Origin of the sequence: Haloarcula sp. CBA1129, assembly GCF_008729015.1 — an archaeon.
Taxonomy (GTDB): domain Archaea; phylum Halobacteriota; class Halobacteria; order Halobacteriales; family Haloarculaceae; genus Haloarcula.
In genome coordinates this window covers 3,325,638-3,341,073 of the sequence record NZ_RKSM01000001.1, presented here as the reverse complement: position 1 = coordinate 3,341,073, position 15,436 = coordinate 3,325,638, and the positions used below count along the sequence as shown (strand labels likewise).

Genomic DNA, 15,436 nt, shown 5'->3' with positions numbered 1-15,436 from the left:
CTAGGCGACGCTCCGTGATTCGATGACGATGCCGGTCCCCGAACGGACTGAGAACCCGATGGTGTCACCCACCTGCTCGCCCATGCCGGCGAATCGGAGGACGTTGATCTGTCGGCGGACGTCGTTGCCGACCTCGATCATCTCCAGTTCGATGAACACGTCAGCGATGGCCCGAAACGGGCCGATGGCTTCCTCGTCCAGCGTCGACGGGTCGACGGTGAGCATGATGCACTTGCCCTGTGAGATGACGTCCCGGAAGTAGGAGATGACCTCCAGTGCGGCCTGTCGCTCCTCGTTCTGTCGGACGAGGGCTTCGAACTTGGGATCGTTTCGGAGGATGGCGTCGAAGGTATCGATGACGACGACATCGGCATCCCACATCACTTCGGCCTCCATCAACCGCTTGAGGAGTTCTTTCCGGTCGGTCTGCTCATCACCACCGGTGAGGGCGTTCGATTCGCCAATGTCGGCGTGGAGGAACAGCACCTCCTCGTCGAGGATGTGATCGACCATGTCATACGACAGCGAGTGCATCTGGTCGAGGAAGCTGCCGACAGTCAGCTCCGTCGAGAGGTAGGTCACCTCGTGACCCTCTTCACAGAGGCCGTAGGTGAACCGCTGGCTCATGGCGGATTTCCCGGCCCCGTAGTCACCCTCGACGAGGATGATGCTACCGGGCGGGATGCCGCCGCCCAGTTCTTTGTTCAGCCGGTCGTGGTCGTCCAGTCCGAGCGAGAATAGGTCAGTACTTGCGATACTCATGTGTTGAACTCAAACACCTCCTCGTCGCCGTTGACGATGAGTTTGATGCGGTGGTCACCGCCGTTGAGGTTCCCGTTGATGTCGATGCGAACGACCTCGCCGGGCCGCCAGCTGTTACCGCCGTTGGGCTCCAGTGCCACCGCGTAATCACTGGCGAAGGCCCCATCGACGAACACATCTATTTGTCCGGGAACCGGGGCCAACGTCTCTGAACCAGTGTTTTTGACGTGAATAGTGGTTGTCTCACTGCTGTCGTCATAGATATTGTTGCTGCCGCTGTCGGAGATTATCTCCACGTCGGTCCGAACGTCACTGCTTACATCCAGCCCTTGTTCCGAGACAGCGTTGCTCAGCTCGCCGATACTGGTCGTAAAAACGCCGGCCACGCTCGCGGCGATAGCCATCGACGCGATGAATAGGATCAGGTGTGAGACGGAGACGCTCGCCATGTTAGCTCACCACCATCGTGTCAGCAACGCCGTTCTCGGTGACGACTTTCACCCGGTTGGGCTGGCTGCTGAGCGAAGAGACGGTAATCTCTAATTGCTCCTGTGACGCCCAGATATCCGTCGCGTCGTCAGTACCGACGGACGTCTCGTAGCCCGTACGGTAGTCGTTGTCGACCAGCAGGTCGGTCTCTTCGACCGACAGCGTCTCCGAGCCGGTGTTGTCGACGGTCACAACGAGGTTTTCGTTCCCGCTGCTGTTCCACGTCGCCGACACGAGCGAGATCTCGGTATTCTGCTGGTCGAGGAGTTGGTCGCGCTGGTCCTCGCGGGCGTCAGTGACGCGCTCAAAGCTGTTTGCGGTCGCGGAGTAGAACATCCCGAAGCCGATGAACGCGGCCACGAAAATGATGGCCGCCGAGCCGCTAACGCTGAATCCCATCGGAACCACCCCCCACCAGTTTCGAGAGCGCAACGGCGTCAGCGCCGCTGTCACTGTCGAGTTGCGAGATGTAGTGCAAGCTCTCTGTGTGGTGGTCGATAGACAGCCCATCCCCGGTGTCGTTCACGTCGTTGAAGCCGCGGAGGTACTCCTTGAGCTGGTCCGCGACCGACTCATCGATCCAGTCGATAGTCTCGTAGTAGTCGATAGCGCGGGCCGTCTCGCGATAGCCCGAGTGTTGGACCAGAAACTCCAGCCACTCAACGATGATGAGGTCCGCAGCGAACCCCTCCGGCATCGTCGACAGGTACGGCTTCCCGTCGTCGTCCGCATCCGAGCCGTCGTTTACCGCTGCCTCGTCGGTGCTCCCGGTAGCCGCCGTGTCAGTCTGTGTGGCAGTCGGTTCGGGGTCTGGTTCGGGTTCCGGTTCGGGCTCTGGCTCCGCGACTGGGTCCGGTTCCGGCTCCGGTTCTGGTTCGGGCTCTGGCTCAGCCTCCGTAGCCGCCTCGGCGTCATCGAGCCCGTCGTCCTCAATGACTTCGTCGAAGAGGTCGTCGTCTTCCAGTCCGCCTGCATCGCCGTCCGAATCATCCTCGCTTAACAGGTCGTCGTCCTCGTCAGCCAGCAAGTCGTCATCGTCGTCGCCAAGCAGGTCATCGTCGTCGCTCGCGTCATCCTCGGGTTCCTCGCCCTCGGCCCACTCGGCGTCGCCGGACTCGTACTCGTCTTTGAGCTCTGCGAACGATTTGCCGCCGTCGCCGTCGTCGCTGTCCTCGTCCATACTCTCCCCGTCGTCCATGCTCATCCCATCGTCCATGCTCATGTCGTCCTCCGTGTCGTCGAAGTCGTCGAACTCCTCGTCGAACGACCCGCCGTCGTCCTCAAAGCCGCCCGTGTCGTCGCCACCGTCGTCGGGAAACATATCGTCGACGCCGCCGTCGTCCATCGACATGTCACCGCCAGTGTCCTCCGTCAGATCTTCGTCGAAGAACCCTTCTGCATCGGCGTTGGCGACATCGTCGTCGATATCCTTCTCGGTGTCGTCGCTCCCATCATCGTCGAACAGGCCAAAGGAGCCGCCGCCCTCGCCCATGCCGCCCATGCCGCCGTCGACATCGTCGGCGAAGGGGTTGACGCCACGGGTGACCATCTCGTAGATGTCGAGGAGTTTCCGGACGTTCTCCTCAGTTTCTTCGACGGACTCGGAGATACTCTCGTTTTCCGTCCGAACCGTGTTGACCGTCGAGGAGAGGCTGCCGACTTCGTTTTCCAGTTCGTCGAGACGGTGTTCCAGTTCGTCGGTATCGGGCCCGCTGGCGTCTTCCATGTCGCCGAACTCGTCGTCACCGAATCCACCCATGTCGTCGCCGCCGTCGTCAAGGCCACCGAGACCGCCGAGGTCGTCACCGCCGCCACCGCCAAGATCGTCGCCACCGCCGTCATCAGCCATCAGGCCGCCGCCGTCGGCCATCTCGCCGCTACCGCCGCCCTCATTCGCGTCCCCGCTCTCGTCGTCCGACAGGATCGAGTCGAACATATTCTTGATGCTCATACCAACCAGCCCGCCGGTCAGGAGGACAAAGAGGGCGGGCACCAGTCCAACCAGTTCCGGTGAGACGGCTGGGGCCAGTGGCACGAGAGCGAGACTACTCATCTCTTGTATCTCATGCTGTTTCTACTCTTCAATATTCCCCTTAGCGTATCATATTTGATAATAATATCCCATTTTCCCGACTCAGATACAGTAAATTAACAGTCCAAGTACTAGCCTCTTACATTTCAGGTTACTTTCGAACTGCAGGTCGGTGAACAGAGCGTGTCAGTGCGCCCCCGGCAGACGAGCGGCAGTCACTCGTCTGACGCCCGAAGCCACACACGATCCGACGCGCACACGTCACAGCGTAATTGAGTCCGTGTTCGCGCTTTTGATGATGAGATTGCCGGTGTCCGCTTCGAGCTTGACGGACCGGCCGTGGTCACCGCCGAGGTCTTCGCCGACAACGGGAACGCCGTGTTCATCCAGCGTCTCGCGCACCTTCTTGGCGTTACGCGAACCAATGGAGGAGCCGTTCTCGGAGAAGTCGAGCATGTCGCTCCCACCGGCGATTTTGGCCTCCATCGCCTCCGTCGACGCCCCGGCATCCGCCATGGCCTCGATGAGCACTTCGATGCCCGTATCCGCGAACTTCGCATGGTTGCCGCCGTCAATATCTGCCGCCGACGGGAGCATGACGTGAACGAGCCCGGCCACCGTGTTCCGGGTGTCGTATAGCGCAATCCCGATACAGGAGCCCAGCCCGCTCGTGGTCAGCACAGCCGGCTCTGTAGTCACCTTGTACTCCGCGATGCCGACTTTGATACGCTCCGGAGTACTCTGTTCGGGACTCTCTGTTTGACTACCATCGTATACTTTCATTATTTGAATATCTGTTCGACGTCCGCGCCCGTCTCAGTCGCTCGCTCGACATCGAGGTCGTTGAGGGCGGCGCGCAACTCTTTTTCGTTGGGCAGGGCGTGAATCTCAGCCTGAAACTCGATGTCATCAGTCTGCATCTGGGAGTCGATGATGAACGCGTGCTCCTGATACTGTCCGACCTGTGCCGCAAGCGGGTCCATGATTGCCCGCCCCATATCGTGGACGACCCGCGGCGGCGTGTGTTCGACTGAGGTCTGCAGGACGTTCGCCCAGCCGTCGACGAACCCGCTCGTCATGATGTTCCCCAGTTCCTCGATGGCGGCCTTGTGCTGGTCGGTTAGCTCGTCGCTGTCCATCTCAATGGGCATCATCGCCTCCGCGACGTTGATCGCCGAGACTTCGTCGAACAGCACCATGAGGTAGCCACTGGGCGTCCCGGTGAACTCGACGACTGTCCCGACGAACGTGTCCGTGCCGATCTGCTTTGGCACGTCCTCGATGGGGGCGAAACTGATCTGTGTCACCTCCGCCGTCGTCGGGATACCGGTCATCATTTCGACGTTGTCAGCAGCTTTCTGGGTGCCGCTGGTCGTCATCTCGTTGAACGTCTGGAGCTTGTCGATGGGGATGGCGTCGCCGTCCGTATCGACGTGCTCCACCATCATCTCCGTGAGCGATTCGTACTCAGGGAGCATGTAGATGTAGAAGTTCACCGACTCGTCGATCCACTCGATCTCCGATTTGAACACGAACACCTGCTGATGGTCGCCGTTCTCGGGTGCATCGGGGAGCACGTCACCACCGGACTCCTCGATGTACTCCGGCGGCGAGTGGTCGATAGTCGCACCGACGTAGTCGGCCCACCCGTCGATGAACCCGCTCATCATGATGTTACCGATCTCCTCGATGCCACTCCTAGCCATCGCCTCGTCCTCGCTGCTGCCGGGCATCATCTCTTCGGTGATCGTGCCGGCGCTGTCCACATCGAAGGCAAGAACAGTATCGCCCTCGAGAACGCCATCGAAAGAGAACTGGACCCCGACGAAGTCACGGCCGGCCAGTTCCTCGCCGACATCCGCTCTGTCGAGTAGCGTGATCTTGGTCACGTCGACGACGGCGTCGATGCCCGTCATCTGGGACATCGACTGGGTGGCCTGTTCCGCTCCCTCGTGAGCGAGTTGATTGAACGTGCCGAGCGACTGAATATCGACGTTCATCTATGAGGGGACGACGTCCTCGATAGCCTCCATCACACTGGGCTTCTGGAACGGTTTGGTGATGTACCCGTCAGCCCCCGCTTTCACGGCCTCCTTCATCTTCTCTTCCTGACCGACACTTGTACACATGATAACGTTCGCGTCAGGATTAGAAGATTTGATCTCGTCCGTGGCCTCAATACCGTCACGGATGGGCATCACGATGTCCATCATGACCAGATCCGGGCCTTCTTCTTTGAACACTTCCACAGCTTCGACTCCGTTCTCGACCTCCCCAACAATCTCGTGGTCTTCTTCGAGAATCTCGCGGAGGAGGTTACGCATAAACTCTGAATCGTCGGCGATCAGTACGTCTGGCATGCCTATCAAGCCTACATATCGTGATGAGTTAGATAAAGGTGTCCCGTAAATTATCGCGTGTGATATCGGCAGGTTCCAAAACCAAGCAACTGCGCGCCGATTCTGTCCGCAACGACTGGCGCAACCGCACAGCAATTACAGACGATTGCGCTAGAAGGTTGCGCCGTCTCGCGCTTCGATAGCCGCAACAAGATCAGCAATACTGTCGTCAGGCGAGAGGCCGGTCGACTGTACCATCCGCTTGAAGCTTTCGGGCGGATGTTTTACCGGGACATTCGACTCAGAGAGCAAGATACCGAGCACGTTTTCCACTGACGTTGACCCATCCATCTGCCGCCCGTACCAGAGCATGAAACTCTCAAACGCAGTGATGATATCGTTGGACACGACCTGTTGTTGATCGACATTGCCGTCGAACTTTGCGGTCACGTCGAACCCGTAGCGGCTGTTTGATTCCGACATCTGCTCGGCGAGCCACTCGTGAACGTTCGCGTCAGTAAACTCGGGTGTGTCGGGTTCCGGAGCCGGTTCGGGTTCCGGTTCCGGTGCAGGGTCGGACGAAACCTGATTGCCGTAGGAATCGTCGGTTCGTACGTCTGAGGAGACGACATAGCGGCCTTCGTCTATTTCTGTGACGTGTTCGTCGTCCGCAATGTCAAGCTCCTCCGGGGAGAGTATCTTGCCGTCTTCCGGATTCGGTTCGTCTGACCCCGAGGCCATGGCGATATATGAGAGAGGGAGTGATATAATTCCGTCGCTGCTCAGCGTAGCCGACACGGTTTTGGCTGGTCGTGGATATCGATACACTGTGAGCGCACCGAATCAGCGAGGGGAGCGAACGGCCAGCGAACGGCGGGCGCAGAGCTCTGTCGGGTCGATAATCCTCCTGATCGCGGCGCTTTTGATCGCCGCGGCGACAGCTGGCGTGTTGTTCGAGGTGGTCGGCGGGTTCCAGTCCGACGCGGCCACGGCCAGCGACAAGAGCGCTGACCGAGTCGTCGCACGGGCCGAAGTCATCGGTACGACGGGTCACGTCAACACTACCGGCAACACCGTCGAGGCGGTGACACTCGTCGTGAAGCGAGCGGAAGGGGGCGGAAACATGGACCTCAACGATGTCGTCGTCGGAACGACAATCGGAAGCGGGGCCGACGCGGCGGTGGGCTCCTCGACCGAGATCTCACTTACTACGCTCTCGGACGACGACGACTCGCTCTCACGGGGGATTCTGAACGACGAAAGCGACCGGGCGGCGCTGCGTATCGACCTCGCAGCGCTGACGGGGGTAGAACTCCAGCCCAGCGAGAGCGGCACGATACGGTTGCTGTCGCCCGACGGCGCGACGACGACGGTTCGGGTATCGGTCCCGTCAACGCTCGACGGGGAGACGACGGTCGCCGTCTGACGGACAGCCGCGGCATCGGTCGGAACGCTATCGAACTGTATGATGGCTCACTCGCTCCGGCGAGAGGTGGACCGACAGGGAGGCTTTCGACGCCCACCAGTTCACCGGTGGCAGACACCCACATCGAGACACGTCGTCGTTCAGTCACACGTGGACTGGTGCACTCGCCCCTGACGACGTGGGCGAGGAACGACATCATGCTGCTTTCGCAGCGCTGCCACAGGCCGACGCGGTTCGCTGCGCTGTCGGTGGCGTCGTCCCACGTCACAGTACGGAGACGAGAATAAGACGGCGAGCAGTACGCGAGCGTTGCTGACGTGTCCGAGGCCACCCTGTCCGACCATGCCACGTTCTACTAATCCCGGCGTGGGTTCACTCGTCGCCGCGAACCGGGCAGGTAGTAGCGTGAAAACAGAGACGTCGTGGTGGAACGCAGCACATCGCGTATGCCCACCGCAATGTCGAAGCAACGCAGGAGTCGTCTAGACGACCACACGCGATGGCTGTCGCTACGCGGGTGGAAAACAGAGAGAAAAACTGCTGCAGTCGAAAGAAGCCTTAGACCTGCACTGCGGTTTCGCCCGATAGCGTGTTGGGCACGCTAACGCGGATTTCCGTGGTCGCGCCGGACTCTGTCGTCACTTCAAGCGTCATCGTCGCGCCGGTTTCGAGCGTGCCGGGATCCACGATGATGCGGAAGCGGTCAGCGTCGGTCATCACCGGCAGGGACTCATCCTCGTCCTGAACGGCCTGGACGCCGAACGTCTCACCTTGGGAGGCGCTGGTGCCGCCGTAGGTCAGCGTGTTCGTGCCGCTGGGGCCGATCGTGGTGATGGTCGTCTGTTCGAGGTTGATCTGGTCCGCACCGGAGCCTTTGATCGCGATGATGCTGATTTCAGAGACGCCGCCGCCGCCGCTGTTGTACTCCGCGTTCACGAGGAGTGCGGAGTCCGCAGCGGTTCCTTGAGTGATGGTGATACCACTGTCAACGTCGTCAGGTTCGAGACCATAGAATGCCCCTCCGCCTGAGACGGTGATAGTGTCACCATCTCCGTTCTCGAACTCGATGGTATCGCTGCTGACAGAGAGCTCGTTTTCGAACGGGTTGAAGGTGAATGATGCCCCCGATTCGACGTTAATTACCTCGACTTCATTGTTGGAGACGACATCGAAGCGGATTTCGTCGCCAGCGTCGACATCGAGAGCGCCACCGGATCCGCTGGGCGCAAGTTCCGCAGCGTCAACAGTGTTCGACGTAGCAGTCAGCACCTCACCATCACTGACCAGCAGTTGATCGGTCGATGAACTACTGGAAAGTGGGATGTACTGCTCGGTATTTTCGCTAACCTCTATCGGGAGAGTCTGGTCAGCGGGAGTTGCGTCGCTGTCCGTTAGCTTCAACGTTTGTAGAGTGACCTCTCCATTAATCGGGTCCTCATAGGTACGCTGGAGACGGATGCTATCAGCGCTGGTAGCTGCGTTCGAAGCATCTATCGAGAGGTCTTCGCTGGTGTCAACAGTGATCGATGCACCGGTTGCATCGTTCTGCACTTCCACTGAGGAGGCGCTTGCCTTCGTGAAAGTAAGGGTGTCACCATCTTCGACAGCAATCTCGTTACTGCTGGCTGCAGTAAGAACAATGCTGCCATCACCGTCTTCAGAGACGAGGACATCCATTTGAGACCCGTCGTCGATTGCGAACTCACCGTGGGAGTCTGAGCTTGCCCCTGAGCTATCGAATACGATGGTGTCTGTTGGACCGCTTCCAGAAACAGACCCAATCTTCGACGCTACCTGAATCTGGTTGGTCACTTGGTCGCTACTTTCTTGGCCGGTCTGTTCAGCTGAACTCTGCAGGAAGCCAGCAGTGTTAATCAGGACGCCTGCCGCGATTGCGGCGACGAGCACCATCGCGATGAACACGATGAGGGTCCCGATACCCACTTGGCCTCGGTCTTCTGGATTTGTAATACGTTCGAACATGTGTAGTCCGGGTCGCTCTGACCCTATCGGAACAAATACGTACCACCTAATAACATCATCCCTCAAATTTTTACTCTTGATAATGAGGGTTTGAGGCGGGTGAGGTGCCAGTTATCGATAGCAGCGTTGTCCGATTTGACGGCGTATTTCGGCCGATGATGAGAGCGGCACTACAAGCGAAATCAGTATTGAAAATCGAATTGGCGGGGCGATCCAGTTGTCCCTCACTCGTACGCGATGAGACTGTACATCACAAACAGAAACCCGAACGTCGTCAGGCCGCTGTTGACGAGCAAAAGCGACCGCACACCCTGAAAGTTATTCACGAATGCACTGATCATCGTGGCGGCAGCCCCCGCGATCACCAACGAGAACCCTACTGAAAGGTGGAGCATTGCCTGTCGGGAGGTCTGGATGTACGCCCGTATGGCCATCCCGACCATTGTCAGTCCGGCAACGACGAACACCAACGTCGATATGGCATAGAGAAGTTCTATCATTAGCACTGTACAGTGCTACAGCGAACCCGTTATTAAATCCACCCTCGAAAATATCTTTCGTGATAACGGCAGTTTGAGAGGCTCTATCGCTCAGATAGGGTCCGCCACGCCTCGTCGAGTTTGTTGGTCACTTCCGACCGCTCTTCGATGTGCACAGTCAGTTCGTCGTCGAAGTCGACCCGGACCTCGTCGACATTGCGCCGGTACACCTTGATACGACGGCGGTCGTCAGAGAGGATATTGTCGTGTAGCTCCAGTAGGTCATGCTCGGTCAGTTCATCGATCCGTCGGTAACACGTCGCGATGGGGATTCCGAGTTCGTCGCTGAGCTCCTGTGCGGAGACCGGTTCGTCCGTCGCGTCGAGGATTTCGGCACTGTATTTATTGCCAAGCGTCTGAAGAATCTCCCCTGAATCCATCGTTATCAAATCATAAATTCAGTCGATAATAAAGCTATCGCCTGTGATATCGAGTGAAGGAGGGGCAAACACGCACTGCGGGACGTTCGTGCGAAAATAGCGTTCTGTGTGTCTGTATCCGTCGTTCTATGGAGTAATAATGACCTATTCCTGTTCCTAAATTGGTGATTCTTCCTCGCTCATCATCGAGAAGGCGCTGGCGTTCTGGTGGACGTCGATGCCGCCCCAGTCTATCTCCATCGGATAGATGTCGGTCTCGATGTTCTGCTTTCGCATCTTGGCGACCCAGACGTACCTGTTCACCCCGGTATCAGTTGGCGTCTGGATGAGGTAGATGTTACCGTCGGTCAGGTAGTTCTCCAGCCCGATATCGGTGTCCGGGAAGACGGCCCCCTGTTCGTTGGTCATCAGCGTCGTGAGGCCGCTGTCGCTGAGGATGTCAGTGAACTTCAGGAGATACGTCCGTTTCTCCTTCTCGTTCTCGAAGAACAGTTCGAACATGGCAAGCGAGTCAAGCACCAGCCGGTCGTAGTCGCCGTCTTCGAGTTCTTCCAGCAAAATATCCAGCGAGGACGTAAAGTCGTTCTCGCGCAGGAGCACCTGCTTGTCGTACACCTTGATGTCGCCATTGTCGACGTGGTCCTGCCAGTTTTCGAAGCCGATGGATTCGGCGGCCTCCCGGAGGTCCGACTCGTCTTCCTCGAAGGAGAGATAGATACCTTTCTCGTCGTACTTTTCGACGCCGTTGTAGATGTACTGGAGACAGAGGATCGATTTTCCGGCTCCGGGGTTGCCACTCACCAGTGTCGTCGAGTTCTTCACAATACCACCGTTCAGAATGTCGTCGAGGCCTTCAATCCCCGTTTTGGTTTGCTCAATCATAGTTTCGGAAGGAACTGGAAGTTGATTAGATACTTCTCTGTCGGGAATGTTAAAAAGTCTTGCTGGTGTGTCGCTAAACAAACCGGAATCAGTCACCAGCGTGGACGACGGCGGGATCCACCCAGATAACAAAACTGTCATCTCGCTTGATGACGCCCCGGATCGAGCCGGCGTCGTTCGCGGGGGACTGGTCGACCTGCTCCGGCGTGACCTGAACGACCTGATACACCTCGTCAACAAGCCAGCCGGCCGCACCCTGTTCCTCGACGATCTCCGGGTCGAAGACGATAATGCGCTTCTCCTCGCCCTCGTCTCCGATGCCGAAGACGACCTTTGGGTCGACGATTGATGTCGTGCGCCCACGAAGGTCCATGACGCCACGGACATGCGACGGGGCGTTCGGGACGGACGTGAGTTCGCCGATGTCGACGATCTCAGTCACGTAGTCGATACTCACGCAGTACGTTTCCGAGCCGAGCTGGAACTCGAGCACTTGGCCGGTGGTGGCTGACTGTGCTGCCATTGCGGTTCTTATCCAAACTCTCGCGGATAGGGGCGCATAAAGGTGCCTGCTGGGCTATCAACTTTGATTACGTGGGCGGAGTATTTATTTCGGGGCCGGACGGGAGTTGGAAGTAGGTATGAGGATGTCTCGTTCGCCGATGTCTCCTAGCCGACGGGAGCGTTGGTGATATGGCAGACGGTGTCCGCGCCGTGGTCGCAGACGACTCTCACTTCATGCGGAGTGTCATCTCTGATATCCTCAGTGATGGCGGCATCGATGTCGTCGCGCAGGCGCGTGACGGCGAGGAGGCAGTGTCGGCCGTTATCGAACACCAACCCGACGTCGTAACGATGGACGTCGAGATGCCGGTAATGAACGGCATCGAGGCAACGGAGCGGATCATGGCGGAGTCTCCGACACCGGTGTTGATGCTGTCAGCTCACACCGACGAAAACGCCGATGTGACGTTCGAGGCACTTGATAAGGGCGCGGTCGACTTTTTCACCAAGCCCGGTGGCGAGGTGTCGATGGAGATGTCCCGCCTGAAAGACCAGTTGGTCGAGATGGTCAGCACCGTCGCAGCGGTCGACGTCGGCGCGACAGGCAAAGACGGCGGGACAAGCAGCGGTGGCACGGCTCCGACAACAACCGGCGGATCGGCGACGGACCGAAGCCCGTCCGGGACGGCGTCGACCCAGACAACATACGTCTCAAACCCGACGCTCGTCATCGGTTCTTCGACCGGCGGCCCGAAGATGGTGGAACAGGTAATGGAGAACCTTCCCATCGAGGCCGACCTCCGGGTGCTTATCATCCAGCACATGCCGGAGGGGTTCACCGGCCGGTTCGCCGAGCGGATCAACACACGAAGCGACTACGAGGTCCGGGAAGCCACAGACGGGGCGCGCATCGGCGGTGGCGAGGGGCTCGTCGCCGCCGGTGACCGGCACATGGAGGTCAAGAACTACCGGAACGGGCGGCTGCGGACGAAGCTGACAGAGGACGAGCCAGTCAACAGTGTCCGTCCGGCAGTCGACGTGACAATGCGGACGGCCGCGGAGACAATCGACGACCCGCTCGTCGGCCTCATCCTCACCGGGATGGGCGAGGACGGCGCGGACGGGATTCGGCGGATCAAGCAGGCCGGTGGCAAGACCATCGCACAGGACGAGGCCACGTCCGCGGTGTACGGCATGCCAAAACGCGCCGCCGAGACGGGCTGTGTGGACACTGTCTTGCCTATCGACGACATTGCGGACGGCATTATCGACACGATTACCACTGAGGTGACCTGACAATGGACGACCAGTATTTAGACGCATTCATCCGTGAAAGTGAAGAAGCGATAACCGAACTCAACAACTCACTGCTCGAACTCGAATCCGACCCCTCTAACACGGAGGCGATGGATTCGATCTTCCGGACAGCCCACACGCTGAAGGGCAACTTCGGAGCCATGGGCTTTGACAACGCGGCGAACCTCGCGCACGCGATGGAAGACTTGCTCGACGAGATGCGCCAAGGCGAGATGGAGGTCACGCCGGACCTGATGGACCTCGTCTTCGCCGGCGTCGACCAGATAGAGGTCATCGTCGGGGAGATCGAAGAGCACGGCGAATCGGGGACAGAGACCGACGAGATGGTCGAAGAGCTCCGTGCCGTCCTCGAAGAAGGGGCTGCCGCCGCGGGCGACACCGAAACGACAGGTAACAGCGACGACTCGGAGAGCGACGAATCGCTCTCCACGGATGCCAACGTCAGTGATGTCGCCATCGACGGCGACGCTGTCGACGAGCGAGTCCTGCAGGCCGAAATCAGCGTCGGAGAGTCGGACATGCTCGGCGTCGACTCGATGCTAGCCGTCGAGTCCATCGAGGGGCGGTTCGACATTCTCGATTCGAGCCCGAGCCGCGCCGACATCGAGGACGGCGAGTTCGAGGACACGTTCGTCCTGTATCTCGACGGGCCCGACGCGGCGACTGTCGACGCCGAGCTGGGAACGACCGGGAAGGTCGACAGCTTCGACGTGACTGACGTGACCGACGAACTGGTGAGCGAGGCAGACACCGGCTCCGATGCTGTCGAGGACACTGACACGGGTTCGGACGCAGGCTCGGACCCCGACACCGATGCCGAAGAGGAACACAGCGTCGACGAGATCAAATCCGTCCGTGTCGACGTGGACCAGCTCGACGACCTTCACGGGCTCGTCGAGCAACTGGTCACGAGCCGAATCAAGCTCCGGCGTGGCGTCGAGAAAGACGACCTCGACTCCACTGGCGAGACGCTGAACGAACTGGACAAGATCACGGCGAACCTCCAGAACACCGTGATGGACATGCGGCTCATTCCGCTGAAGAAGGTCGTCGGGAAGTTCCCGCGACTCGTCCGCGACCTCGCGCGCGAACTCGACAAGGACATCGAGTTCGAGATCGAGGGCGAGGATATCGAACTCGACCGGACCATCCTCACCGAGATCTCGGACCCGCTGATGCACATCCTGCGGAACTCTGTCGACCACGGCATCGAGTCGCCCGAGGAGCGCGAACAGGCGGGCAAACCACGCACCGGCAACATCACGCTCCGGGCCTCCCGCGAGCGGGACCACGTCATCATCGAGGTCGAAGACGACGGGGCTGGACTCGATGTGGAAGGGATCAGAGAGAAAGCAGTCGAGAAGGGTGTCCGCTCGCCCGAAGAACTGGACGCGATGGACGACTCCGCGGTGTATGACCTCGTGTTCCATCCCGGCTTCTCGACGGCCGACGAAGTGACCGACACCAGTGGGCGTGGCGTCGGCATGGACGTCGTCCACGACACGGTCTCCCAGCTCGACGGGTCGGTCAGCGTCGACTCCGAACCGGGCGAGGGGACGACTGTTTCGCTGCGACTGCCGGTGACGATGGCTATCGTCAAGGTGCTGTTCGTCAAGGTCGGCGGCGAAGAGTACGGCGTCCCCATCAAGAACGTCGACGAGATTACCGGGACGGAGGAGGCGAAACAGGTCAACGGTCAGGAGGTCATCAAGCACAACGACGAGATTTACCCGGTCATCCACCTCGACGACACCTTCGACATCGAGGGTGAGACGGCCAACGGCGACGGGATGCTCGTCCGAATACGCGAATCCGAGCGGCAGGTCGCGCTCCACTGTGACTCTGTCAACAGTCAGGAAGAGGTCGTCGTCAAGCCGCTTGAGGGCATCCTCTCGGGCACGCCCGGCCTCTCGGGCACGGCCGTACTGGGCGACGGGAACATCGTCCACATCCTCGACGTGGTGACCCTATGAACAAAGGCAGCGAACGCACCTTCGAGGACCTCGTGGAGTTCATCGGCGCGGAGATGGACTTCGAGTCGGGCTTTTACAACGACTCGTATCTCGACCGCCGTATCACCGCGCGGATGCGCCGGACCGACATCGAGGACTACCAGTCCTACCAGCGGCTGCTGGAACGCGACGACGGCGAGCGCGAGGAACTGCTCGATTCGCTGTCGATCAACGTCACCGGCTTCTTCAGGAACCCGGACGCGTGGGAGCGACTACGCCCGGTCCTCCGAGAACTCACTGAGAACAACCGTCGCGTCAGGCTCTGGTCGGCCCCGAGTGCCGACGGCCGCGAGCCGTATTCGGCGGCGATGCTGGCGCTTGATGACCCCGACATCGATGCCCGGAAAATCGAGATCACAGCAACGGACATCAACGCCGACATCCTCGAAGAGGCCCGCGACGGGACCTACGCGACCTCCCAGACGACCGACATCGCTGATGAACTGGAGCCACTGGACGATTACACGGAGTACATCGAGCAGGACGGCAACACGTTTCAGGTTCGGGACCGCGTCAAGGAGATGGTCACGTTCGAGCAACACGACCTCATCCGAGGCGACCCCAAGCGCGATTTCGACCTCGTGTTCTGCCGGAATCTCCTCATCTACATCGATTCGGAGTTCAAGGTCCCCATCTTCGAGACGATCCGCGGATCGCTCCGCGAGGGCGGCTATCTCATGATCGGCATGACCGAGACGCTGCCCGCAGAGTGTCGGGAGTCCTTCGAAGCGGTCGACAAACGACACCGCATCTACCGGCGTGTGTAGCGAC

General features: G+C 59.5%; 17 protein-coding genes and 1 pseudogene. 4 read left to right on the top strand and 14 right to left on the bottom strand.

Annotated features, from left to right (window positions below; all coding sequences use genetic code 11):
* The 8 genes from Har1129_RS17020 to Har1129_RS16985 all read right to left on the bottom strand — a co-directional run bounded on the left by Har1129_RS17020 (position 1) and on the right by Har1129_RS16985 (position 6,363).
* Positions 1–762 carry an ATPase domain-containing protein gene (locus tag Har1129_RS17020; RefSeq protein WP_151101917.1) on the bottom strand — a complete coding sequence of 254 codons (762 nt, stop codon included), beginning with the start codon at positions 760–762 and terminating at the stop codon, positions 1–3.
* Positions 759–1,211 (bottom strand): CARDB domain-containing protein, encoded by a 453-nt coding sequence (locus Har1129_RS17015; protein ID WP_151101916.1) that lies wholly within the window; start codon positions 1,209–1,211, stop codon positions 759–761. Before Har1129_RS17015 ends, Har1129_RS17020 begins: the two co-directional genes overlap by 4 nt.
* Position 1,212: 1 nt before the next feature.
* Entirely contained in the window at positions 1,213–1,650 is a 438-nt protein-coding gene (locus tag Har1129_RS17010; RefSeq protein WP_151101915.1) for a flagellin, read from the bottom strand.
* Positions 1,634–3,304 carry a FlaD/FlaE family flagellar protein gene (locus Har1129_RS17005; RefSeq protein WP_151101914.1) on the bottom strand — a complete coding sequence of 557 codons (1,671 nt, stop codon included), beginning with the start codon at positions 3,302–3,304 and terminating at the stop codon, positions 1,634–1,636. Before Har1129_RS17005 ends, Har1129_RS17010 begins: the two co-directional genes overlap by 17 nt.
* A 240-nt stretch (positions 3,305–3,544) precedes the next feature.
* A complete protein-coding gene (locus Har1129_RS17000) occupies positions 3,545–4,066 on the bottom strand; it encodes a chemotaxis protein CheD (RefSeq protein ID WP_151101913.1) in 522 nt (173 codons plus the stop codon).
* The gene (locus Har1129_RS16995; RefSeq protein WP_151101912.1) at positions 4,066–5,283 is read right to left on the bottom strand and encodes a chemotaxis protein CheC; all 1,218 of its coding nucleotides are present in this window, start codon (positions 5,281–5,283) and stop codon (positions 4,066–4,068) included. Before Har1129_RS16995 ends, Har1129_RS17000 begins: the two co-directional genes overlap by 1 nt.
* Positions 5,284–5,643 carry a chemotaxis protein CheY gene (gene cheY / locus Har1129_RS16990; RefSeq protein ID WP_004515265.1) on the bottom strand — a complete coding sequence of 120 codons (360 nt, stop codon included), beginning with the start codon at positions 5,641–5,643 and terminating at the stop codon, positions 5,284–5,286.
* 150 nt (positions 5,644–5,793) lie between these two features.
* Positions 5,794–6,363, bottom strand: coding sequence for a hypothetical protein (locus Har1129_RS16985; RefSeq protein WP_151101911.1), 570 nt, complete (start codon positions 6,361–6,363; stop codon positions 5,794–5,796).
* A gap of 88 nt (positions 6,364–6,451) precedes the next feature.
* On the opposite strand from Har1129_RS16985, the gene Har1129_RS16980 reads away from it, so the two are divergent.
* Positions 6,452–7,048 carry an archaellin/type IV pilin N-terminal domain-containing protein gene (locus Har1129_RS16980; protein ID WP_151101910.1) on the top strand — a complete coding sequence of 199 codons (597 nt, stop codon included), beginning with the start codon at positions 6,452–6,454 and terminating at the stop codon, positions 7,046–7,048.
* A gap of 558 nt (positions 7,049–7,606) precedes the next feature.
* On the opposite strand, the gene Har1129_RS21005 is transcribed toward Har1129_RS16980, so the two are convergent.
* The 6 genes and pseudogenes from Har1129_RS21005 to Har1129_RS16955 form a co-directional block, all read right to left on the bottom strand.
* On the bottom strand, positions 7,607–8,599 hold the full coding sequence (locus Har1129_RS21005; RefSeq protein WP_370455449.1) for a hypothetical protein: 993 nt from the start codon (positions 8,597–8,599) through the stop codon (positions 7,607–7,609).
* Positions 8,600–8,614: 15 nt separating this feature from the next.
* A pseudogene (locus Har1129_RS21000) lies at positions 8,615–9,031 on the bottom strand (archaellin/type IV pilin N-terminal domain-containing protein); the annotation flags it as partial.
* Positions 9,032–9,255: 224 nt separating this feature from the next.
* Positions 9,256–9,531, bottom strand: a complete 276-nt coding sequence (locus Har1129_RS16970; RefSeq protein ID WP_151101908.1) for a hypothetical protein — start codon at positions 9,529–9,531, stop codon at positions 9,256–9,258.
* 83 nt (positions 9,532–9,614) lie between these two features.
* Positions 9,615–9,950, bottom strand: coding sequence for a helix-turn-helix domain-containing protein (locus tag Har1129_RS16965; RefSeq protein WP_004515272.1), 336 nt, complete (start codon positions 9,948–9,950; stop codon positions 9,615–9,617).
* A 156-nt stretch (positions 9,951–10,106) separates the two neighbouring features.
* Positions 10,107–10,832, bottom strand: coding sequence for an ATPase domain-containing protein (locus Har1129_RS16960; protein WP_151101907.1), 726 nt, complete (start codon positions 10,830–10,832; stop codon positions 10,107–10,109).
* Positions 10,833–10,920: 88 nt separating this feature from the next.
* On the bottom strand, positions 10,921–11,355 hold the full coding sequence (locus Har1129_RS16955; protein WP_151101906.1) for a chemotaxis protein CheW: 435 nt from the start codon (positions 11,353–11,355) through the stop codon (positions 10,921–10,923).
* Between the two features lie 170 nt (positions 11,356–11,525).
* Here Har1129_RS16955 and cheB point away from each other — a divergent pair, with 170 nt between their 5' ends.
* From cheB to Har1129_RS16940, 3 genes are read left to right on the top strand one after another with little or no spacing between them, the layout of a single operon-like run.
* Positions 11,526–12,632: a chemotaxis-specific protein-glutamate methyltransferase CheB gene (gene cheB / locus Har1129_RS16950; RefSeq protein WP_151101905.1), complete on the top strand. Its 1,107-nt coding sequence runs from the start codon at positions 11,526–11,528 to the stop codon at positions 12,630–12,632.
* Between the two features lie 2 nt (positions 12,633–12,634).
* Positions 12,635–14,626, top strand: a complete 1,992-nt coding sequence (gene cheA, locus Har1129_RS16945) for a chemotaxis protein CheA (protein WP_151101904.1) — start codon at positions 12,635–12,637, stop codon at positions 14,624–14,626.
* Entirely contained in the window at positions 14,623–15,432 is an 810-nt protein-coding gene (locus Har1129_RS16940) for a protein-glutamate O-methyltransferase CheR (protein WP_151101903.1), read from the top strand. Before cheA ends, Har1129_RS16940 begins: the two co-directional genes overlap by 4 nt.
* The last annotated feature ends 4 nt before the right edge of the window (positions 15,433–15,436 follow it).

Excerpts from the sequence above, each read along its gene's own strand:
- Har1129_RS17020 (WP_151101917.1), bottom strand. The coding sequence starts at position 762 with ATGAGTATCGCAAGTACTGACCTATTCTCGCTCGGACTGGACGACCAC.
- Har1129_RS17015 (WP_151101916.1), bottom strand. The coding sequence starts at position 1,211 with ATGGCGAGCGTCTCCGTCTCACACCTGATCCTATTCATCGCGTCGATG.
- Har1129_RS17010 (WP_151101915.1), bottom strand. The coding sequence starts at position 1,650 with ATGGGATTCAGCGTTAGCGGCTCGGCGGCCATCATTTTCGTGGCCGCG.
- Har1129_RS17005 (WP_151101914.1), bottom strand. The coding sequence starts at position 3,304 with ATGAGTAGTCTCGCTCTCGTGCCACTGGCCCCAGCCGTCTCACCGGAA.
- Har1129_RS17000 (WP_151101913.1), bottom strand. The coding sequence starts at position 4,066 with ATGAAAGTATACGATGGTAGTCAAACAGAGAGTCCCGAACAGAGTACT.
- Har1129_RS16995 (WP_151101912.1), bottom strand. The coding sequence starts at position 5,283 with ATGAACGTCGATATTCAGTCGCTCGGCACGTTCAATCAACTCGCTCAC.
- cheY (WP_004515265.1), bottom strand. The coding sequence starts at position 5,643 with ATGCCAGACGTACTGATCGCCGACGATTCAGAGTTTATGCGTAACCTC.
- Har1129_RS16985 (WP_151101911.1), bottom strand. The coding sequence starts at position 6,363 with ATGGCCTCGGGGTCAGACGAACCGAATCCGGAAGACGGCAAGATACTC.
- Har1129_RS16970 (WP_151101908.1), bottom strand. The coding sequence starts at position 9,531 with ATGATAGAACTTCTCTATGCCATATCGACGTTGGTGTTCGTCGTTGCC.
- Har1129_RS16965 (WP_004515272.1), bottom strand. The coding sequence starts at position 9,950 with ATGGATTCAGGGGAGATTCTTCAGACGCTTGGCAATAAATACAGTGCC.
- Har1129_RS16960 (WP_151101907.1), bottom strand. The coding sequence starts at position 10,832 with ATGATTGAGCAAACCAAAACGGGGATTGAAGGCCTCGACGACATTCTG.
- Har1129_RS16955 (WP_151101906.1), bottom strand. The coding sequence starts at position 11,355 with ATGGCAGCACAGTCAGCCACCACCGGCCAAGTGCTCGAGTTCCAGCTC.
- cheB (WP_151101905.1), top strand. The coding sequence starts at position 11,526 with ATGGCAGACGGTGTCCGCGCCGTGGTCGCAGACGACTCTCACTTCATG.
- cheA (WP_151101904.1), top strand. The coding sequence starts at position 12,635 with ATGGACGACCAGTATTTAGACGCATTCATCCGTGAAAGTGAAGAAGCG.
- Har1129_RS16940 (WP_151101903.1), top strand. The coding sequence starts at position 14,623 with ATGAACAAAGGCAGCGAACGCACCTTCGAGGACCTCGTGGAGTTCATC.